A 19,501-nucleotide genomic window follows, 5' to 3' on the forward strand; every position below is an offset into this window, starting at 1 on the left:
CCAAGTGGACACGTTGTCCACTACAGTGCGAGGGGTGAACACGCGTGAACGGGCCGACGCCGCCAGGAACCGCGCCAAGGTGCTGCACGCCGCCGAGGCGCTGTTCGCCGAGCGGGGCGCCGAGAACGTCACGATGGACGACATCGCGAAGGCGGCCGGGGTCGGCCGGGGCACGCTCTACCGGCGTTACCCCGACCGCGCGGCGATCGCCGTCGCCCTGCTCGACGAGCACGAGCGGAAGCTCCAGGAACAACTGCTGCGGGGTGAGCCGCCACTCGGACCGGGTGCACCGCCCGCCGAGCGCTTGGCCGCGTTCTATGCCGCGATGCTCGACCTGCTCGCCGCGCACGGGCACCTGGTGCTGGGCAGCGAGATCGGCCACCAGCGCTTCGGCACCGGCGCCTACGGGTTCTGGCGCGCCCACGTGCACGCCCTGCTCACCGAGGCAGGCCAGCGCGACCCCGACGGAATGGTCGACGTGGTGCTCGCCCCGCTCGCCCCGGAACTGTTCCGCTACCAGCGCGAACGCGGCGTGGACCTGGACCGGCTCAAGCGGAACCTGCGTGAACTCGCGTTACGAACGCTTGCGGCCGATCCCGCCGATCACGCGTGACGCCGAGGGCCGGTCGGCGAAGAGCGTGTCCTCGTCCGGGTGCCACGCGGGCGCGTAGACCAGGCCCGGCGGCTCCAGTTCCCAGTCGCCGAAGAACCGGCGGAACTCGTCGATGGTGCGCAGCTGTCCCGGGTTCGTCGTGGTCTCGTAGTACGCGACGATGTCGGCCAGCGCCTGCCGCTCGTCCTCGCTCCGCGGGTTCTCGTTGGTCATCTGCGAGAGCACCAGCAGCGAGCCCGGCGCGAGGCGGCGGCGGTAGTCCTTCAGCACGCGGTCCGGGTCCTGCTCGTCCTTGATGAAGTGCAGCACCGCGTTGACCACCAGCGCGACCGGCTGGTCCAGGTCGATCAGCCCGGTCCGCCGCACCTGCAACCACAGGTCCTCCGGGTCGAGCAGGTCGGCGGCGATGGCCTGGTGCCGGTCGGGGTCGGCGGTGTCGGCCAGCAGCAGCGTCGAATGGGCCAGCGCGATCGCCTCGTTGTCGACGTAGACCACCCGCACGTCGCCTTCGGGCCGCACCTCGTCGGCCACGTCGTGCACGTTGCCCGCGGTCGGCAGGCCGGAGCCGACGTCGACGAACTGCCGGATTCCCCGCTCCACGCAGTACCGCACGGCCCGGCCGAGGAACAGCCTGCTGGTGCGGCAGTACTCGCCCATCAACGGCATCCGCTCGCGCACCTTCTCGGCGAACTCCCGGTCGATCGCGTAGTGCGTTTCGCCGCCGATGAAGTAGTCGTAGATCCGCGCGGCGGAGGGCCGGTCCAGGCTGCTCTCCACCGCGCGGAGCGCCTCCTGCCGAGCCTCCGTCATGCCCCGAGCGTATTAGCGGCAACCACATCCCGACACCGGCGGGGGAGGGAACACCTGCTCGGCGGCCGCTTTCTCGATGTCGGCCAGCAGCCGAGCGCGGTCGGCGGGCCCCAGGTAGCGGCCGCGGTGCACCACCGCGTGGATCCGGCTGGTGTTGGTGATGTCCGCGAGCGGATCTTCGTCCAGCACCACCAGATCGGCCACCTTGCCCGGCTCGACCGTGCCCGAAGTGCTTTGCCTGCTCAGGAAATGCGCGGCGTCACGGGTGGCGGCCTGGAGCGCGCGCATCGGCGACAGCCCGGCCCGCACCAGCAGCGCCAGCTCGTCGTGCAGCGAGAAACCCGGGAAGCAGAAGGCGTTGTTCGAGTCGGTCCCGGCCAGCACCGGCACGCCCGCGCGGTGCAGGTCGCCGGTCAGCGCCAGTTCCGCTTCGAAGAACCGGCGGTGCTCCTCGATCTCCGCCGGGGTGGCCGGTGCGGTGTGCTCGACCTGCAGCCACCAGTGGTCGGTGATCATCTTCGGCAGGTACCGCAGGCGCGGGTCGTTCCGGTCGAACCCGCTCGCGGGCAGGGACAGCGCCCGCAGCACGCTCAACGTCGGCGAGGCGTGGGTTCCGTTGCGCCGCAAGCGGTCGAACAGGCGGCGGGCGCGGCGGCGGTCGTGCGTCGCGGCCGCTTCGCGTTCCAGCGCCCTGGCGACGGTGTACCAGGCCCGCGGATTCGCCGGATCGATCGGCGTCGCGGCGAGGCGCTCGCGCAGTTCGGCTTCCTTCGTCGAAGTCGTCGTGAAGAAGCCGAAAAGGTGCTCCATGCTGTGCTGGCCCGCGTCGGCGGCGTCCAGCGCGGACATGCGCTCCGGCACGTGCCCGACGAACCGGAGGCCCACGCGCCGCGACTCCTCGGCGACCGCGTGGAAGGCCTCCGCCGAGAGCATCGAGTACACCTTGACGAAGTCCGCGCCCTGCTCCTTCATCGTGCGCACGGCCGCGCGGGCCTCGTCCGGCGTGCTCACCGACACCGCGCCGGTCGGCCCGTGCACCGAATGCGGGCCGTCGATGATGTTGCTCGCGATCACCATGCGCGGTCCGGTGACCACCCCCCGTTCGATGCGGTCGCGCAGGTCGGGCAGCTGCGGGTGGAAGTAGCCGTACATCTCACGGATCCCGGTCACCCCGTTGACCACATACAGCGGCGGGTAGATCGAGTCCAGCGGCACGGTGTGCACGTGCATGTCCCAGAGGCCGGGGATGACGAACTTGCCGCGCAGGTCGAGCACCCGCGCGCCGGTGCGGGCGACCGAGCCGACCGCCACGATCCGGTCGCCGACCAGCGCGATCGTGCTGTCGCGCCGCGGCCTGCCGCCGGTGCCGTCGATCAGGGTGGCGCCGGTGAGCACCAGCGGGGTGCTCGCGGAGGCCGTTCCGGCAGAGGCGAGCAGGCCGCCGGCCACGGCGGCACCGCCCTTCAGGATGTCGCGTCGGGTGGGCATGACCGACACCGTGCACCTTGACGTAGCGAGAGGGTCAAGCTCGGCTAGCGTGGACGGGGTGTTGGTCCTGCACGGCTTGGGCACCGCGGCCGGTGACGTCGCGTTGTGGGCCGAGGATTCGGCGCTCCCGGCCACGGTGAGCGGTCCGCTGCCCGGCGCCGCGGTGGCGCACCCGTTCGCCGTCGGGGACCTGTCGCGCCTGGTGCCGGAGGGTCGCGCGGAGGTCGTGCCGCTGCTGCTGCCCTCGTCCGACGACGGGCCGATCGCCTCGCCCGAACTGGTCCGCGATCCGCTGACCGAGCCCGCTCCCCCGACGGACGTGCGGCTGGAGCCGTGGCTCGTGCCCGCCGTCGTGCTCTCCCCCGGTGCCGCCGCCGAGGTGCTCGGCAGGCTCACCGAGGCCCAGATCCGCCTCGGCACCTCCCCGCACTACCTGCGCCAGGTGACCGCGTTCGCGGTGGACCTCGCCGATCGCGGGCGCGTGCTGCCTGGCCTGCGCACCGGCGTCGGCGGGCTGCGCGCACGGTGGCGGCCCGCACTGTCCGGAGTGGACTCCGCGCGGTTCGCCAAGCTGGCCGCCGCGATGCCGCCGGTCTGCCGCGCCCACCCCGTGCGGCCGGAGGACACCGACGGGCGACCGGCCGCCGAGGTGCTCCGCTCGCTGCTCGACGCGCTGGTCGACCACGAGGTCCGCACCCGGCTGGACGGGCTGGAGCTGGCCACCGGCCCCGGCGCGGTCGCGGCCTGGCTGGGCGCGCTGACCGGCGAACCCCGGTTCGACGCCGACCGCCGCGAAGCCCGTGACCTGCGCGAACGGATCGACGCCTGGCACGCGAGCGCGGCACACGACGCGGCCGTCCGCCTCGGCTTCCGCCTGCTGTCCCCCGAGCAGAACGAGAAGGAGGACTGGCGGCTGGAGTTCCTGCTCCAGGCGGTCGAGGACCCGACCGTGCTGATCCCGGCGAGCCAGGTGTGGCGGTCCGGTCAGCACGACGTGCTCAGCCGGTGGGTCCACCGCCCGCAGGAACTGCTGCTGACCGAACTCGGCCGCGCGAGCAGGCTCTTCCGCCGGCTCGACGACGCGCTCACCGAAGCGCACCCGTCCGGGCTCGAACTCGACGCGGAAGGCGCCTACGACTTCCTCACCCAGGCCCCGGCGCTCGACGAGGCGGGGTACGGCGTGCTGGTGCCGAAGTCCTGGCGCCGCCCCGGCGACGTCACGCTCCGGCTCGAAACGCAGAGCAAGGCCGCCACCGGGGTGGTCTCGCGCGACCGGCCGCTCGACCTCAAGCAGCTCGTCGACTACCGGTGGGAGCTCTCGGTCGGCGGGCAACGGCTGTCCGAGGCCGAACTCGCCTCGCTCGCCGCCGCCAAGGTGCCGCTGATCCGCCTGCGCGGCCAGTGGACCCGCATCGACCAGCGCGGGCTCGCCGCCGGGCTGGCCTTCCTGAACACCGCCCGCCGCGGCGAGATGACGGTGAGCCAGGCGATCCGGCACCTCGGCGCGAGCAAGGCGCCGCTGCCGGTTTCGGAGGTCACCGCCGATGGGCGGCTCGGCGAGCTGCTCGACGGCAAGGCGGACCGCTTCGTCGAACGGGTCGCCACGCCGCCCGGGTTCCACGGCAGGCTCCGGCCGTACCAGCAGCGCGGGCTCGCCTGGCTGGCCTTCCTCGACGAGCTGGGGCTGGGCGCCTGCCTCGCCGATGACATGGGCCTCGGCAAGACCGTCCAGCTGCTCGCGTTGGAAGCGTTGTGCCGCAAGGATTCCCCGCGACCGCCGACGCTGCTGGTCTGCCCGATGACGGTGGCCGGGAACTGGCAGCGGGAGGCCGCGCGGTTCACCCCGGACCTGCGCGTGCACCTGCACCACGGCGCCGACCGCCGGTCCGTGGTCACCGCCGCGGCCGAGCACGACCTGGTGATCACCACCTACGCGCTCGCGGCCAGGGACGCGGAATCGCTGAACGAGGTCGAGTGGGACCGCGTGGTGCTCGACGAGGCGCAGAACGTCAAGAACGCCGCGTCGCAGCAGGCGAAAGCGGTCCGCGGCTTCCACGCCCGCCACCGCGTGGCGCTGACCGGCACCCCGGTGGAGAACCGGCTCGCCGAACTCTGGTCCATCATGGACTTCCTCAACCCGGGCTTCCTGGACACCGCCAACACCTTCCGCGCGCGGTTCTCCGTGCCGATCGAACGCCACGACGACCACGAAGCCGCCGCCCGCCTCCGCCGCGCCACCGGCCCGTTCGTGTTGCGGCGCCTGAAGACCGATCCCACGGTGCTCGACGACCTGCCGGAACGCCTGGAGTTCAAGCAGCTCTGCACGCTCACCGCCGAGCAGGTCACGCTCTACCGCGCGGTGGTCGACGACATGCTGGACCAGATCGGCCAGGCGCGGGAGATCAAGCGCAAGGGACTCGTGCTGGCGACCATGTCCAAGCTGAAGCAGGTGTGCAACCACCCCGCGCACTTCTTCGGTGACGGCTCGGAACTCGCCGGGCGGTCCGGGAAACTGGCGCGGCTGGAGGAAATCCTCGAAGAGGTGCTGGCCGAGGGCGACAAGGCGCTCTGCTTCACCCAGTTCGCCCAGTTCGGCGCGATGCTGGTGCCGTACCTGTCCGAGCGGTTCGACACCGAGGTGCTGTTCCTCCACGGCGGCACCAGCCAGCCCGAGCGCGACCGGCTGGTCGAGCGGTTCCAGTCCGCCGGCGGGCCGTCGCTGTTCCTGCTCTCGCTCAAGGCGGGCGGCACCGGGCTGAACCTGACCGCGGCCAACCACGTGGTGCACATCGACCGCTGGTGGAACCCGGCGGTCGAAGACCAGGCCACCGACCGCGCCTTCCGCATCGGGCAGCGGCGGGACGTGCAGGTCCGCAAGTTCGCCTGCGCAGGCACGCTGGAGGAGAAGATCGACCGGATCCTGGCGGAGAAGGCGTCGCTGGCGAAGCTGGTGGTCGGCGCCGGGGAGCACTGGCTCACCGAGCTGTCCACCGACAGCCTGCGCGAACTGCTCACCCTGGAGGCGCCGTGAGCTGGTGGTCCCGGCGGTTCCTGGAGACGCTCGACGGGCTCGGCCTCGGTGCCTACCGCACCAGCGGACAGCGGTCCGCGCGCGCCGGGCACGTGCTGAGCCTGTCGGTGTCGACCAGCCTGGTGACCGCGCAGGTCCGCGACTCCGGGCCCGATCCGCACCGCGCGCGGATCGCGGTGAAGGCCTTCGATTCGGCGGACTGGGCCCGGATCGAGCAGGAACTCGCCGCCCAGGCGGTGTTCGCGGCGAAACTGCTGGCCGGCGAGCTGCCCGCGGATCTCGAAGGCCTGTTCGCGAAGCTGGGGCTGAGCCTGTTCCCGCGAAACCTGCGTGAAGTGACGATGGACTGCTCCTGCCCCGGCTGGGAAGTACCGTGCCGCCACCTCGCCGCGGCCTGCCAGGTGCTCGCGGAGTCCTTCGACGCCGACCCGTTCACCTACCTCGCCTGGCGCGGGCGCACGCGCGAGGAACTGCTGGACCGGCTGCGTGCGTTGCGCACCCACTCGGCCGGACGGGACAGCGGCCCGGCCACCCTGGCCGACGAGCTGGATTCGTTCTGGGGCAAGCGAACCGAGATCGCGGTGGCCAGTGGCGCGACCACCTCCGTGCTCGACCAGTTGGACCCGCTCGCGCTGGAGGTCGACGGCAAGCCGGTCACCGAACTGCTGCGACCGGCCTACCGCGTGCTCACCTCACGGCCACGGGGCGAGCTCGGGCAGTGATTTGTCGACACGCCGGCCCGCCATCCACGCGGTCAGCTCGGTGAGCCTGCCGGTCGCCTCGACCTCCGGCCCGCTCCCCCAGGCCCATTCGCGCGGGTCGTCGGTCGGCTTCAGCACCAGGCGGATGCCCTCGGGTGCGCGTGGGGCAAGGAATTCCAGTGCGTGTGCGCAGAACTCGGGGCTCCAGTCGTCCGGCCCGTACCCGAGATCCGCGTCCGCGAAGTGGATCTCCAGTTCACGCCACCAGCAGAAAACCGTGGCCAGCAAAGTACTGTCGCGGTAGCGGACAGGCCGATCCCAGCCGTCCCCGGGTACCTGGTCCCAGATCTCTTCGAGGCCTTGGATCGAGCTGAGCACGCCCTCGCGCAGTTCGGCGGCCGAGCGTCCCGCGCCCGCCTCGATCCCGCCGTCGCGACCGGCTCGGCCACCGTCGTAGACCTCGATCGTCTTGCCCGCCAAGGCGTATTCGGCCTGACGGCGGAACGCGCGGCCGAGGTTCTCCAGGTGGGTGAGCACGTGACCGCGGGTCCAGCCCGGCAATCTCGACGGCCCACGTGCCTCGTCCTCGGTCAGCTCGGCGAGCCGCTTCGCCAGGCGCTCGTGCCCGGCGGAGATGTTCGCACGCAGTTCGCTCACGGCCACAGCAACTCCTTCGTCCAGCTCCCGGACGCCCGACGGTAGTTCAACCGGACGTGACGACGCTGCTCATTTCCTTGCCAGAACTCGATTTCGTCGGGTACCACGGTGCAGACCGACCAGTTCGGCGCGACCAGTCCCGGATCCGCGCGGACGCGTTCGCGTGTGCTCGCCAGCGCCGTCTCCAGTTCGGCGGGATCGGCCATCGGCGTGCTCTGGCGGCCGAGCAGCGCGACGGCACGGGATGCCTCACTCCTGGCGAGGAAGTCCCTTGTCCCGTCGGCGTTTTCGGTCCGGCCGCGCACGCGGACCTGCCTGCCCAGCGGCGCCCAGTAGAAGGTCAGCGCGGCCCACGGGGTGTTCGCCAGTTCCTTCCCCTTGCGCCCGGCCGAACCGGACGCGAACTGGAAACCCTCCTCGGTGAGGTCCTTGAGGATGAGCACCCGCGCCGACGGCCGCCCCTCCGCGTCCACAGTGGACAAGGTCATCGCGTGTGGTTCGCGGACACCCGCCTCGATCGCGGCCCGCAGCCAGCCGGTGAACAGGCCGAACGGGTCATCGGGGGCGCCCCGCGGGTCGAACCCCGGCAACGGCCCGGCCAGCGACGGCAACTCCCGCAGGAGGTCACGCATCCAGCCACCTTTCTAATGGTTCAGCTGTCGTCATCCGTTAGGAAGCTAGCCGAGCGCGCTAATGAGAGCAAGAGTCAAGTGCATTAGGATGGGTGGCATGCTCGCCCTGGAACTCGCCACGACCGTGCGCTACGGGCGCGACCTGCTGGACACGGTCGACGGCCTGGCGGACTGGCTGCGCGAGCAGGACCTGCCCGAGGTTCCCGTCGACGAGCGGCTGCGGGAGTCCGTGCTCGGGGTGCGCACGGCGTTGCGTTCACTGTTCGCCGAGGTGGTGGGCCAGGACCAGGCCCGGCTCGACCCGGCGACGGCGGCCCGGCAGCTCAACGAAGCCGCCGCCGCGGTGCCGCGCGTGCCGGTGCTGGACTGGCCGGACGCGCGGATGCGGTACCGGCCCGCCCCCGCCGAACCGGACGTCCTGCTCATCGCGGAACTGGCGAAGGCGGGCATCGAGTTCCTCAGCGGGCCGGACCGCGAGCGCCTGCGAGCCTGCCCGGCGCCGCGGTGCGTGCGCTACTTCGTGCAGGACCACCCCCGGCAGGCGTGGTGCAAACCGTCCTGCGGCAACCGCGCCCGGGTCAGCCGCCACTACCACCGGCATCAGTGAACCGGCTCGGCCGCCGGGTGGCGCGCTCGGCCAGGAACTGCTCGAAGGTGATCCGCCCGTCGAAGCGGTCGCCGACCAGGTTCTCCCCGCGCCGGAACCCCGCCATGATCCGGCCGGGCGCCCGCAGCGGGACCAGCAGCCGACGGCGGCCGGTGGCGGTGAAGTAGGCCCGCGCCAGGCTCTTCGCGTCCCGGATCTCCGGGCCGCCGAAGTCCGGGACACGCCCGGCGGGCCCGGCGAGCGCGAGTTCCGCCAGCCGCACGGCCACGTCCCGGGTGTCGACCGGCTGGAACCGGATCGACGGCACCGGCACGACCGGCGACCGGCCCAGCACCGCGAAGAAGTACTGGATCAGCTCGTGGAACTGGGTCGCGCGCAACGTCGTGTACCCGAGCCCGGACGCCTCCAGCTGCCGTTCCACCGCGAGCTTCGTCTTGTAGTACGGCAGCGGGATGCGGTCCACGCCGACGATCGAGACGTTGACCAGGTGCGCCACCCCGGCCCGCTTCGCCGCGGCGAACAACTTCTCCCCCGCCTGCTCGTCCCCGCCGGTGAGCGTGGAGGCGCAGTGCACCACGGTGTCCACTCCGGACAGTGCCGCGGCCAGGCCGTCCCCGGTCCGCAGGTCCACCGCCACGAACCGGCTGCCGTCGGCCACCGGCCGTTCCCGCCTGCTCAGCACCACGACCTCGCGCCCGGCGTCGAGCAGCGCCCGCACCACGCGCCTGCCCAGCTGGCCGGTGCCACCGGTCACCACGATCGGTTCCATCCTCGTCCCCTCCCTGTCGGTGTTTCCCGGTGGACTGGGCAGCCCCGTCGAATGTGACAGGTTCGCTGACAGGAGGTGTCAGCGATCACTCGTGAGGATGAGCGCATGTCCTTCGAATTCTTCAACGGGGAGTGGCTGGTGGCCAATCGGCGCCTGACCGCTCCGCTCAGCGGCAGCACCACCTGGACCGAGTTCGACGCCCGCTCGCGGGCTTGGCAGCTGTTCGACGGTGCGGCCAACCTCGACGAACTCAGCGTGCCGGACCAGGGCTGGTCCGGGTTGTCCCTGCGCCTGCTCGACCCGGTCACCGGCGACTGGAGCATCTACTGGGCCAACAGCCGCCACGGCAAGCTGTTCCCGCCGGTGACCGGGCGGTTCACCAACGGCCGCGGCGAGTTCCGCGGCGAGGACGAGCACGACGGCAAGCCGGTCCAGGTCCGTTTCCTCTGGACCGGCACCACCACCGGGACACCGCGCTGGGAGCAGGCGTTCTCAGCCGACGGCGCGGTCTGGGAGACCAACTGGGTCATGGATTTCCGCCGTCCGTGACCAGCTGCTGAGCACGTCGGCCACGAACTCGCGCCGCGTCAGGCCGAACTGGCGCAGCGCGGGTCCGTGGTCGTAGGAAACGGTCACCACCGCGCCGAGCAGCAGCAGCCGCCACACCCCGTGCACCAGCAGCCGGGTCAGCGGCGACAGGGGCGCGAACGCCGCCGCGAGGCGACGCAGGTGGAACGGCACGTGGCGCTGCTCGTCGGCGAGGATGCGCCCGGCGACCTCGGTGGTCAGCGGGTCCGTCGTGCCGTCGCGGAGCGCGCGGTAGTACCGCAGCGCGATCACCTCGGCGATCATCAGCACCATCAGTTCCAGGCGCAGGCCGAGCGCCCGCCGCAGCCGCACGAAGACGGCGTCGGTCCAGTGGCCGCCGATGGTCTTCGCGTTGGCGGCTCCCAGGAGGTTTTCCAGTAGGCGCGCGTGGTTGCGCTCCTCGTCGACGAACATCCGCACGGCTTGGGCGTACACCTCGTCCCCGGCCGCTTCGGCCTTCGCGATCAGATTCGCACCGTCGCCCGCCTCGCCCACCTGGAAGCGCTGCACACTCCGCACCACGGCGGCGGGCAACTCGGCGCCGTCCGTCCACTGTGGATCGCCCTGGTGTTCGCGGCGCCGCGCTTCCGCCTCGAAGTGCTCGACCCACCCGGTGAATTCGCTCAACATGCCACTCCTTTCCCTACGCCCCTTGAGACGGTCGGCGCCGGAAGCACGTTGGCCGAATCCACCGGGAGGTTCGGTGGAAGGTGTGTGGAGATCCTGTGGAGGTCAGCTGCAGCCCGAGGTGGCCCCACATCCTTCGCACGCGTAGCACGAGCCGGCCGGGCGCATCTTCGTGCCGCAGGTCATGCACAGCGGTGCGTCGGCCACCTTGCCGAGGTGCAGTTCCATCAGTTCGGCGGAGGTCTGGGCCTGTCGCTCGCCTTCGGGCTCCGACTCCGCCGAGTAGACGCTGCTGCGCAACTCGTCGAGGTCGACCCCGGGCGGCTCCGCGGTGGCCGTGCCGTAGTCGGCGTCGACCTGCGAGGCGCGTTCCTCGGCGGTGAAGATGCCGAGCTGCGAACGCTTCTCGTACGGCAGGTAGTCCAGCGCCAGCCGCCGGAACAGGTAGTCGAGCACGCTGGTGGCGATCCGGACGTCCGGGTCGTCGGTCATGCCCGCCGGTTCGAAGCGCAGGTTGGAGAACTTCGAGATGTAGAACTCCAGCGGGATCCCGTACTGGAGGCCGACCGAGATCGACATGGAGAACGCGTCCATCACGCCGGCCAGCGTGGAGCCCTGCTTGCCGAGCTTGATGAAGATCTCGCCGAGCCCGTCGTCCGGGTACGAGCCGGCGTGCAGGTAACCCTCGGCGCCGCCGACGGTGAAGGAAACCGTCTGGCTGGGGCGTTTCTTCGGCAGCCGCTTGCGGACCGGGCGGTACTCGACCGCGGTGGCGGGCTCTTCGGTCTTCTTGGCGGTGGACAGCGGCTGGCCGACCTTGCAGTTGTCGCGGTAGATCGCCAGTGCCTTGAGGCCGAGCTTCCAGCCCTGGAAGTAGATCTCCTCGACGTCGGCGACGGTGGCCGACTCCGGCATGTTGACCGTCTTGGAGATGGCGCCGGACAGGAACGGCTGCACGGCGGCCATCATGCGCACGTGGCCCATCGCGGCGATCGAGCGTTCGCCGACCGCGCAGTCGAACACCTCGTAGTGCTCCGGCCGCAGGCCCGGCGCGTCGACCACGTGGCCGTGCTGCGCGATGAACTCGACGATCGCCTCGGCTTGCTCCCCCTGGTACCCGAGCACCGCGAGGGCCCGCGGCACCGTCTGGTTCACGATCTGCATCGACCCGCCGCCGACCAGCTTCTTGAACTTCACCAACGAGAAGTCCGGTTCGATGCCGGTGGTGTCGCAGTCCATCATGAAGCCGATGGTGTTGTGGCTGACGAACCCGTTCGCGACGTAGGTGACGTTCTCCGGCACGGACAGGTCATAGGTCGGCTGCACACCGCCGTCCTCATTGACCGCCACGGTCTCGAAGAGGTACCGGGCTTGCTCGTGCTGATCGCGCTTCGCGGAGGCTCGGGGTGCCAGTGCCACCACCGCGCGCGACTTGCGCTCGCCGAGGAAGCCGATCACCTCGTCGTAGGTCAGCGCGTGGTCGACGTTGCGCAACCGCACCTGGTACTGGGCACCGCCCCAGCCGCTGGTGGTCTCCCGGGTGGTCGTGGCCAGCCCCAGCGTCAGCATCATCGAGCGGATGTCCTCGGCGAAGCTCTCCGACGCGGTGCTCAAGCTCGGCACGCCCTCGGCGACCGTGCCGTCCGCTTCGAACAACCCGCGCAGGAACGCGGCGTACACGGCGACGTCGTTCGTCTCGCGGATCGCGGCGGGGATCCGGGGCGTCCAGCCCTTGCCGGTGTGATCGACCCCGGGCAGGTCCTTGGCGAAACCGGCGGCCTTCCACCAGCGGGCCAGGCGCACCGAGTCGATCGACACCTCGTGGTACCCGTCCGCCGGGCGGACCGCGGCCTCGATGCCGAACAAGCCTTTGCCCAGCACGCGAAGCCGCTCGACCACGTCGAGATCGGCATCCGCCACGCAGAACCGCAGGCCCTTGGCGTGCAGGCTGCCGTCGCCCATGAAGTAGCCGACCAACTCGGCCAGGTCCTGGTCGACGGCGTCGGGCACCACGGCGTTCCGGTCGCCCGCGTAGTAGGCCTGCTCCAGCACGGGCATCGGCACGCGGCGCGGTTCACCGACCAGCCCGCCGAGTTGAAGCGGCAGCACGTCACCGGAACGCACGTCGGCGAGCCGCTTCCACACCCAGGTGCCGTCCTCGACCACCTTCACCCGGTGGGCCAGCGTGCCCTGGATCCGGTAGCCGCCCGCGGTGACCAGGCGCCGGGTCGGTTCCTCACCGTTGACGAAGAACCTGGTCGCCTGCCGCGGCCCCTCGTCGGTGGCCACGGTGAAATCGACGTCCTGCCACCGGTCGCCGTACAGGTCACCGAGTTCGGACAGCCTGGCCAGCCCGCGATCGGTGGTGACCAGGGTGTCGGCGGTCAGGCAGCCGGTCGGTGCGAGCACGCTCGCCTGGGCGTTGCGCCAGCCGTGTTCGGTGCCGATTTCGATGCCGCGGTGCCATTCCTCGGAGGCGAGTTTGCGCACGGCGGCGTCGGTGGCGTGGTAGGTGCGGATGAGCTCGTTCGCCGCGGCGTGCTTGCGCATCACGCGCTGGTGCGCCTCGGCGTTGCGCGCGTACCCCTCGTACGGGCCGACGACACCGGCGAGTTCGGCGGAGCGGCGGTACGAGACGCCGGTCATCAGCGAGGTGATCGACGCCGCGAGGGCGCGGCCGCCGTCGGAGTCGTAGGCGTGGCCCATCGCCATCAGCAACGCGCCGAGGTTGGCGTAGCCGATGCCAAGTTGCCGGAACTTCCTCGTGGTGTCACCGATCGGCTCGGTCGGGAAGTCGGCGAAGCAGATGGAGATGTCCATCGCGGTGATCACGAACTCGACCGCGCGGGCGAACAGGCGCGCGTCGAAGGTGCCGTCCTCGCCGAGGAACTTCAGCAGGTTCAGCGAGGCCAGGTTGCAGCTGGAGTTGTCCAGGTGCATGTACTCCGAGCACGGGTTGGACGCGGTGATCCGGCCGGACTCGGGGCAGGTGTGCCAGTCGTTGATGGTGTCGTCGTACTGGATCCCGGGGTCGGCGCACTCCCAGGCCGCCTGCGCCATCGCGCGGAAGAGCTTCTTGGCCTCGACCTCGCTGATCACCTCGCCGGTCTGCCGGGACCGCAGGCCGAACGCGCCGTCCGCCTCGACGGCCTGCATGAACTCGTCGGAGACGCGCACCGAGTTGTTGGCGTTCTGGTACTGCACCGAGGAGATGTCCGCACCGGAGAGGTCCATGTCGAACCCGGCGTCGCGGAGGACGCGGATCTTCTGCTCTTCCTTGGCTTTGGTCTCGATGAACTCCTCGACGTCGGGGTGGTCGACGTCGAGCACCACCATCTTGGCCGCCCGGCGCGTGGCGCCGCCGGACTTGATGGTGCCGGCGGAGGCGTCGGCACCCCGCATGAACGAGACGGGGCCGGAGGCGGTGCCGCCGGAGGAGAGCAGTTCCTTGGAGGAGCGGATGCGGGAGAGGTTCAGGCCGGCGCCGGAGCCGCCCTTGAAGATCAGCCCCTCCTCCCGGTACCAGTTCAGGATCGACTCCATCGAATCATCCACGGCGAGGATGAAGCAGTTGTGCACGCGCAGGTTCCCGGCCAGGAACTCGCCGCTGTCGGTCTGGATGTCATAGACCTCCATCGAACCGAGGTCCTCGATGCGCTCGATCTCCAGCCGCTTGGTCGGCTTGGCCGGGAGGCCCGGCCGCTCCAGGCTCGCCTCGAGCTTCGCCGACTTGCGCTCGTCGACGAAACCGATCTCCAGCGCGAAGATCTCCCGGTCGCCCCGGTTCTGGATCCGCAGCGACCAGCAGCCGTGCCGGTTCGGCCGGGGGTCTTCCTTCTTCGAGACCCGCGAGAAGATGCCGAACCGCAGCAGGAGGTTCTGCGCGCCGCGGACGAGCTGCTCGCAGATCATGTCCATGCCGATCAACGTGGAGCGCTCGCGGTCCGAGACGTACCCCTCAGCCTGGAACAGGCTTCGCAGGTACGCGGCCACCACCGGCAGCGGCGCGGTGTACAGGTGCGCCGGGACCGCCATGTCCGCGCCGCGCGTGCGCAGGCCCCACTTGTCCACAAAGGACTGGAGGTGATTGCCGTAGAGCCGGGTGCGGCGGCAGTCGAGGCGCTCGTCCTGGGTCACCACCGCGCGTTCGTGCCGATGCGCTCCCGGGAACACCCGGTCGAGCGCGTCGGTCACCCAGGCGAGTTCCGCGTCGTTGACGGTCATCGCCTCGATGGTCAGCGACTTGTTCGTGCCCTCGTACCGGCCGACGAACCCGTCGGACTGCAGCCAGCCCGCCAGCGCCGCTTCGGCGATCTCGCGCTGGTCGATCTCGCGTTCGCCGAACGACCGGACGCGATGCCACTCGAGCTGGTCGCCGGGGCGCAGCGTGCCCGCTTCGACGAACTCGCCGCCGGTGGCGCTCGTGGCCTTCCAGACCAGGTGGTCGGCCGTGACGTCCAAGGTGTAGCCGGCCTTGGTGTGCACCCGGTGGACGTTCTTGCGGCCGTTGGCCTTGGTGGCCACCACGCCGGTCACGCCGTGGCCGTCGTAGACCTTCGCGCCGACCGCGTCGGTGTCCACCAGTTCCCCGATGGGCACCAGTCCGGACGGGGTGCTGACCAGCGAGTGGTACGGCAGGCAGGCCGAGACCTGCTGCTTCGAGGCGGTGCCGACGTTGAACCAGACCGGGGAGTTGAAGCTGAACACCTGGTGCAGCAGCATCCAGGTGAGTTCGTGGTCGAAGATCTCCGCGTCGGCCGGGGTGGCGAAGTAGCCGTGTTCGACGCCGGCGCGGACGTAGGTGCCGACCACGCGGTCGATCAGCTGCTTCAGGCTCCGCTCGCGCTGCGGGGTGCCGACGGCGCCGCGGAAGTACTTGCTGGTCACGATGTTGGTGGCGTTCACCGACCAGGAGGCGGGGAACTCCACGCCGCGCTGCTCGAAGTTCACCGTGCCGTCGCGCCAGTTCGTCATCACGACGTCGCGCTGTTCCCACTCCACCTCGGCGTACGGGTGCACGCCCTCGGTGGTGAACACGCGGCGGATGCCGAGCCGGCCGGGCTGCCGTTGCTCAACGGCGTCCGCGCCGGTCCCCACGGTCTCGGTCATGGGCACTCCCTCGTTCCGGCACGGAACGGCGAGCCTTACTCGTCGTTCGCGCTCTCTTCGCTACCGGCCATGGCCTGGCGAAGGTCCGCGATCTCCTTCTCGAAGTCCTCGACCGAGGAGAACGAGCGGTAGACGCTGGCGAAGCGGAGGTAGGCGACCTCGTCGAGTTCGCGAAGCGGGCCGAGAATGGCGAGGCCGACCTCGTGACTCGGGATCTCGGCCAGCCCGGCGGACCGGATCGATTCCTCGACCCGCTGCGCCAGCTGCTGGAGATCGTCGTCGTCGACGGGGCGGCCCTGGCAGGCGCGGCGCACTCCCCGCACCACCTTGTCCCGGCTGAACTGCTCGGTCACCCCGGACCGCTTCACCACGGCGAGCACCATCGTCTCGGAGGTGGTGAACCGGCGACCGCACTCGGAGCACGACCTCCGGCGGCGGATGGCCTGCCCCTCGTCCACTTCACGCGAGTCGACCACGCGCGAGTCGGCGTGACGGCAGAACGGGCACCGCATCAGCAGACCACCCTTCCTTCCGCGGCAGGTGCGCACACCCGGGACAACTGGCTCCGATTCTACCCCAAGCTGTGGACCAACTACAGGCGTGTTACCACTAGATATGGGGGTGGACTCTAGGAGCGCGCCGGGTTGTCCGCAACCGCGCAACGCCGCTGAACCGGGTGAAAGCCGAACTTCGGGTTCGCGGTGCTCGCCGGGCCGGCGCCGGGCGCCGTGCTGGTTCTGTTCCACATCTACTCCGGACTCGTCCCGGCCCAGGTCCACGGATCGCGGCGCCCTGGATTTACCCGTTCCGGGGATGCGGAACGGGTGCGCTGACCGGCGCACAACCGGAAAGCTCTCATCCCCTCGACGGGGTAACCCGATTCGACCGGCGGCTCACCGCACGACAGACGGCACTTCGCCCGGCGGCGCGGCAGATGGCTGTTGGCTCGATGGCGCCTGGCTCGACAGCGCTTGGCTCGATGACGCCGCGCTGGCGCGTGACTCGGAGGCGCTTGGCTCGGCGCGCGCAGGCACGCTCGGAGGCGGCTCAGCATGCCGGAGGCGGCGCGAGTCGTGAGCGCTGGCACTTCGCGCGTGGCTGCGCCGATCCGGCGCGGCACACACGACCGGCGGCGGCCGTTCGGCAGGCGGCACCCAGCGGCGCAGGTCAAGGCGGCGTAGCCCAAGGCAGCGCAAGTCAAGGCAGCACAGGCCAACCTGTCGCGCAGACGGCGAGCCAGCACCCGGCGGACCGGCACGTGGCAATCCCTGGCTCGGCGACCCGGCGCGGAGCGGGTCGAGCCGCGACAGGGGTCCGTTAGGGGCGCGAGTGGCGGGCACGGGAAGGGCTCAGTTCGTCGCGAAGGTTTCGGCGGGGACTTCCAGTGGGAGGCCCGGGACCAAGCCGCGCTCATCGAGGTTGTTCAGGGTTCGGATGCGCTCGACCACGGCCTCGGCATCACTGCTCGGCGCCATCCGCGACGCCACGTCCCACAGGGTCTCCCCCGGCGCGACCGAGACCACCGCCGTGTGCGACGGGACCGGGGCCGCCATCGCGTCGGCCAGCACGCCGAAGCCGACGACCACCGCCCCGGCCGCCACCGCCATCGCGGCCAGCCACGGCCAGCGCACCCCACGCCGCACCGGCGCGCAGCGCACCTCCGGCACCGCGCGCAGCCCCGCGACCACCCGCGGCCGCGTCGGCGGGCGGCGCGTCTCGCCCTTGACCCTCGCGCGGCGCGCGGGGCGCACCGGGGGCGCCTCCCCGACCGTCACGTTCTCGTCGATCAGGACCCCGCGCCTGACCACCACTCCCCGCACGTCGTCCAAGTCGACCAGCACCGACATCACGGAACCTCCTCGCGGCCCTCGTCCAGGTCGCGGTACGCTGGCACCGGACCATCGAACAGGCGTTCTATCGAACTCCCGTGCGAATGTGTACCACCCGGGACCGACAAAATCGAGCCGCGCCCGGCGTGTCGGTCGAACAAATGTTTGATCTCCACCCCGTGGCGGGCTAGCGTCGCAGGAAGGGTCACCGGCGTGGCGCGCTCCGGCGCGGCGGCCGGCCCCTCGGCAACCGAACCGGGCCGGTGGCAGACCCCGTCCACCGGCCTCCAGCACCTGGGAGGCGAACCACAGTGAGTGTCAGGAAGGGCGCGCCGGGCAGCAAGATACCCGCCCTGCGCGAACCAGAGGACGCGGACGAGAGCTTGACCGTCCGGCAGTCGCAGGTCCTGGAAGTGATCCGGGCCTGGGTCGACCGCTTCGGCTACCCGCCGAGCGTGCGCGAGATCGGTGAGGCGGTCGGCCTCAACTCGACGTCCTCGGTCTCCCACCAGCTGCGCGCCCTGCAGCGCAAGGGCTACCTGCGCCGCGACGCGAACCGCCCGCGCGCGGTGGGTGTGCTGGCCGCGGACGCCGAGCCGGGCACGCCGCTGGAGCAGATGCCCAAGCCGGCCTACGTGCCGCTGGTCGGGCGGATCGCCGCCGGTGGCCCGGTGCTGGCCGAGCAGTCGGTGGAAGAGGTCTACCCGCTGCCGAAGGACATCGTCGGCGAGGGCGACGTCTTCCTGCTCAGCGTCACCGGTGACTCGATGGTCGACGCGGCCATCACCGACGGCGACTGGGTCGTGGTGCGCCAGCAGCCGACCGCGAACAACGGCGAGATCGTCGCCGCGATGATCGACGGCGAGGCCACCGTGAAGACGTACAAGCTCAAGGACGGGCACGTCTGGCTGATGCCGCACAACGAGGCGTACGACCCGATCCCCGGTGACGACGCCACGATCCTCGGCAAGGTGGTCGCGGTACTGCGCCGGCTCTAGCTCACCCGCGCCGCGCGCGCCACACGCGGCTCACCACAAAAACCAGTCCGAGCGCGACGAGCACGGCGATGGCGGCCGCCGGCAACAGCGGCACGCCCGACTCGGATCCACCGGTCGCGGGGTCACCGGTGGGTCCGGGTGAGCCCTGCCGCTCATCCGCCGAAGTGGCGGCGGCTAGCGCGGCCGCCCCGCGCACGGCGCGCACGGGCTGGCCGGTGCCCTCACTGGCGGACAGCAGCGTGCCGTCCGGTTCGAAGGCGATGGCCTCCCCCTGCGGTTCGTTCGGCAACGGCACCCGCACGGGGTTGCGCTTGAGCGCGGCCGCCACGTCACCGTCCGGGGCGGCGTAGAGATAGGCGTCGGTGTAGGTGCGCAGGGCGACGGTTTTGCCGTCCTGGCTCACCGCACCGCCGGTGACCAGCATGGACCCGACCCCACCGACCGGTCCTCCCGGCGTGTCGGTGGTGGCGATGTCCAGCGTGCCGACCTTCTCCAGCGCGTTCGGGCCGGGGCTCTTCAGCTCGGCCGCCGGTTTGTACACCTCGGCCTTGCCGAGCACGTTCTTGGTGACCACGAAGGGAGTGCCCGAACCGTCGAGCAGCAGCGCCTCGGCGTCGTGCTGCCCGTCCGGATAGGTGAGCCGGTAGAGCGTGGCCTTGCCGGCCGGGGTGAGCGCGTGCAGCGCGACCGTCTCGCGCTGCTTGCGGTTGTCCCCGGTGTCGGCCAGCCACAGCGTGCCGTCCTGCGCGCGGGCCAGGTCCTCCACGTCGTACGGGTCGACCGGCGCGGAGATCACCTTCTGCACCCCGCAGTCCCGGCCGAGCACCACCACCTGGAGCTTGGTGCCCCCGTCCCCCATCGCGTAGAAGCGCTCCCCGTCGGCCGCCAGACCGGACAGTTCCGCCAGCCGCGAGTCACGCACGGTGCACACCGACTCCGGCGCGGGCACCTCCTGCGCGACGGCGGCCGGGGCCAGGAACGACACCACCGCCGCCACGAGCACCACCGCGCACGCTCGACCGCGCACCCACCCACCTCCGTC

Annotated in this window: 16 protein-coding genes; 6 read left to right on the forward strand and 10 right to left on the reverse strand. The window is 71.0% G+C overall.

The annotated features are described in order from the left end of the window. Positions 1 to 34 precede the first annotated feature (34 nt). Positions 35 to 613 carry a helix-turn-helix domain-containing protein gene (locus tag JYK18_RS42510; protein WP_307796313.1) on the forward strand — a complete coding sequence of 193 codons (579 nt, stop codon included), beginning with the start codon at positions 35 to 37 and terminating at the stop codon, positions 611 to 613. On the opposite strand, the gene JYK18_RS42515 is transcribed toward JYK18_RS42510, so the two are convergent. Beyond that, on the reverse strand, positions 575 to 1,423 hold the full coding sequence (locus JYK18_RS42515) for an SAM-dependent methyltransferase (RefSeq protein ID WP_206809645.1): 849 nt from the start codon (positions 1,421 to 1,423) through the stop codon (positions 575 to 577). The two genes, JYK18_RS42510 and JYK18_RS42515, sit on opposite strands and share 39 nt — an antisense overlap. Before the next feature lie 12 nt (positions 1,424 to 1,435). After that, entirely contained in the window at positions 1,436 to 2,911 is a 1,476-nt protein-coding gene (locus JYK18_RS42520; protein WP_206809647.1) for an amidohydrolase family protein, read from the reverse strand. A gap of 58 nt (positions 2,912 to 2,969) precedes the next feature. Here JYK18_RS42520 and JYK18_RS42525 point away from each other — a divergent pair, with 58 nt between their 5' ends. Together JYK18_RS42525 and JYK18_RS48210 are read left to right on the forward strand one after the other, a co-directional pair. Next, positions 2,970 to 5,942 (forward strand): DEAD/DEAH box helicase, encoded by a 2,973-nt coding sequence (locus JYK18_RS42525; protein ID WP_206810037.1) that lies wholly within the window; start codon positions 2,970 to 2,972, stop codon positions 5,940 to 5,942. Next, entirely contained in the window at positions 5,939 to 6,664 is a 726-nt protein-coding gene (locus JYK18_RS48210; RefSeq protein ID WP_307796315.1) for an SWIM zinc finger family protein, read from the forward strand. Before JYK18_RS42525 ends, JYK18_RS48210 begins: the two co-directional genes overlap by 4 nt. On the opposite strand, the gene JYK18_RS42535 is transcribed toward JYK18_RS48210, so the two are convergent. Continuing rightward, positions 6,635 to 7,300, reverse strand: a complete 666-nt coding sequence (locus JYK18_RS42535) for a maleylpyruvate isomerase family mycothiol-dependent enzyme (protein WP_206809650.1) — start codon at positions 7,298 to 7,300, stop codon at positions 6,635 to 6,637. The two genes, JYK18_RS48210 and JYK18_RS42535, sit on opposite strands and share 30 nt — an antisense overlap. Further along, positions 7,297 to 7,932, reverse strand: a complete 636-nt coding sequence (locus tag JYK18_RS42540) for a pyridoxal 5'-phosphate synthase (protein WP_206809652.1) — start codon at positions 7,930 to 7,932, stop codon at positions 7,297 to 7,299. The genes JYK18_RS42535 and JYK18_RS42540 overlap by 4 nt, the downstream gene beginning before the upstream one ends. Positions 7,933 to 8,029: 97 nt before the next feature. On the opposite strand from JYK18_RS42540, the gene JYK18_RS42545 reads away from it, so the two are divergent. Next, positions 8,030 to 8,539 carry an ABATE domain-containing protein gene (locus JYK18_RS42545; protein ID WP_206809653.1) on the forward strand — a complete coding sequence of 170 codons (510 nt, stop codon included), beginning with the start codon at positions 8,030 to 8,032 and terminating at the stop codon, positions 8,537 to 8,539. On the opposite strand, the gene JYK18_RS42550 is transcribed toward JYK18_RS42545, so the two are convergent. After that, a complete protein-coding gene (locus JYK18_RS42550; protein WP_206809654.1) occupies positions 8,511 to 9,308 on the reverse strand; it encodes an SDR family oxidoreductase in 798 nt (265 codons plus the stop codon). The two genes, JYK18_RS42545 and JYK18_RS42550, sit on opposite strands and share 29 nt — an antisense overlap. A gap of 105 nt (positions 9,309 to 9,413) precedes the next feature. On the opposite strand from JYK18_RS42550, the gene JYK18_RS42555 reads away from it, so the two are divergent. After that, complete coding sequence (locus JYK18_RS42555) at positions 9,414 to 9,857, forward strand: hypothetical protein (RefSeq protein ID WP_206809655.1); 444 nt, start codon at positions 9,414 to 9,416, stop codon at positions 9,855 to 9,857. Here JYK18_RS42555 and JYK18_RS42560 read toward each other — a convergent pair. From JYK18_RS42560 to JYK18_RS42590, 4 genes are all read right to left on the reverse strand, one after another. After that, positions 9,801 to 10,526, reverse strand: coding sequence for a ferritin-like domain-containing protein (locus JYK18_RS42560; RefSeq protein WP_206809656.1), 726 nt, complete (start codon positions 10,524 to 10,526; stop codon positions 9,801 to 9,803). The two genes, JYK18_RS42555 and JYK18_RS42560, sit on opposite strands and share 57 nt — an antisense overlap. A 102-nt stretch (positions 10,527 to 10,628) precedes the next feature. Continuing rightward, complete coding sequence (locus tag JYK18_RS47320) at positions 10,629 to 15,632, reverse strand: adenosylcobalamin-dependent ribonucleoside-diphosphate reductase (protein ID WP_242584018.1); 5,004 nt, start codon at positions 15,630 to 15,632, stop codon at positions 10,629 to 10,631. A 35-nt stretch (positions 15,633 to 15,667) separates the two neighbouring features. Then, the gene (gene nrdR, locus JYK18_RS42585) at positions 15,668 to 16,144 is read right to left on the reverse strand and encodes a transcriptional regulator NrdR (RefSeq protein WP_206809657.1); all 477 of its coding nucleotides are present in this window, start codon (positions 16,142 to 16,144) and stop codon (positions 15,668 to 15,670) included. 837 nt (positions 16,145 to 16,981) lie between these two features. Continuing rightward, positions 16,982 to 17,479 carry a LysM peptidoglycan-binding domain-containing protein gene (locus JYK18_RS42590; RefSeq protein WP_206809658.1) on the reverse strand — a complete coding sequence of 166 codons (498 nt, stop codon included), beginning with the start codon at positions 17,477 to 17,479 and terminating at the stop codon, positions 16,982 to 16,984. Between the two features lie 326 nt (positions 17,480 to 17,805). Here JYK18_RS42590 and lexA point away from each other — a divergent pair, with 326 nt between their 5' ends. After that, on the forward strand, positions 17,806 to 18,459 hold the full coding sequence (gene lexA / locus JYK18_RS42595; RefSeq protein WP_206810040.1) for a transcriptional repressor LexA: 654 nt from the start codon (positions 17,806 to 17,808) through the stop codon (positions 18,457 to 18,459). A gap of 1 nt (position 18,460) precedes the next feature. Here lexA and JYK18_RS42600 read toward each other — a convergent pair whose 3' ends face one another. Beyond that, positions 18,461 to 19,486 carry a hypothetical protein gene (locus JYK18_RS42600; protein WP_206809660.1) on the reverse strand — a complete coding sequence of 342 codons (1,026 nt, stop codon included), beginning with the start codon at positions 19,484 to 19,486 and terminating at the stop codon, positions 18,461 to 18,463. Positions 19,487 to 19,501: the final 15 nt, after the last annotated feature.

Source organism: Amycolatopsis sp. 195334CR, from assembly GCF_017309385.1.
Classification (GTDB): Bacteria; Actinomycetota; Actinomycetes; order Mycobacteriales; family Pseudonocardiaceae; genus Amycolatopsis.

Bases quoted from the DNA above. Each gene is read 5' to 3' on its own strand.
- JYK18_RS42515 (WP_206809645.1), bottom strand. From the start codon at position 1,423: ATGACGGAGGCTCGGCAGGAGGCGCTCCGCGCGGTGGAGAGCAGCCTG.
- JYK18_RS42520 (WP_206809647.1), bottom strand. From the start codon at position 2,911: ATGCCCACCCGACGCGACATCCTGAAGGGCGGTGCCGCCGTGGCCGGC.
- JYK18_RS42540 (WP_206809652.1), bottom strand. From the start codon at position 7,932: ATGCGTGACCTCCTGCGGGAGTTGCCGTCGCTGGCCGGGCCGTTGCCG.
- JYK18_RS42545 (WP_206809653.1), top strand. From the start codon at position 8,030: ATGCTCGCCCTGGAACTCGCCACGACCGTGCGCTACGGGCGCGACCTG.
- JYK18_RS42550 (WP_206809654.1), bottom strand. From the start codon at position 9,308: ATGGAACCGATCGTGGTGACCGGTGGCACCGGCCAGCTGGGCAGGCGC.
- JYK18_RS42555 (WP_206809655.1), top strand. From the start codon at position 9,414: ATGTCCTTCGAATTCTTCAACGGGGAGTGGCTGGTGGCCAATCGGCGC.
- JYK18_RS42560 (WP_206809656.1), bottom strand. From the start codon at position 10,526: ATGTTGAGCGAATTCACCGGGTGGGTCGAGCACTTCGAGGCGGAAGCG.
- JYK18_RS47320 (WP_242584018.1), bottom strand. From the start codon at position 15,632: ATGACCGAGACCGTGGGGACCGGCGCGGACGCCGTTGAGCAACGGCAG.
- nrdR (WP_206809657.1), bottom strand. From the start codon at position 16,144: ATGCGGTGCCCGTTCTGCCGTCACGCCGACTCGCGCGTGGTCGACTCG.
- JYK18_RS42590 (WP_206809658.1), bottom strand. From the start codon at position 17,479: ATGTCGGTGCTGGTCGACTTGGACGACGTGCGGGGAGTGGTGGTCAGG.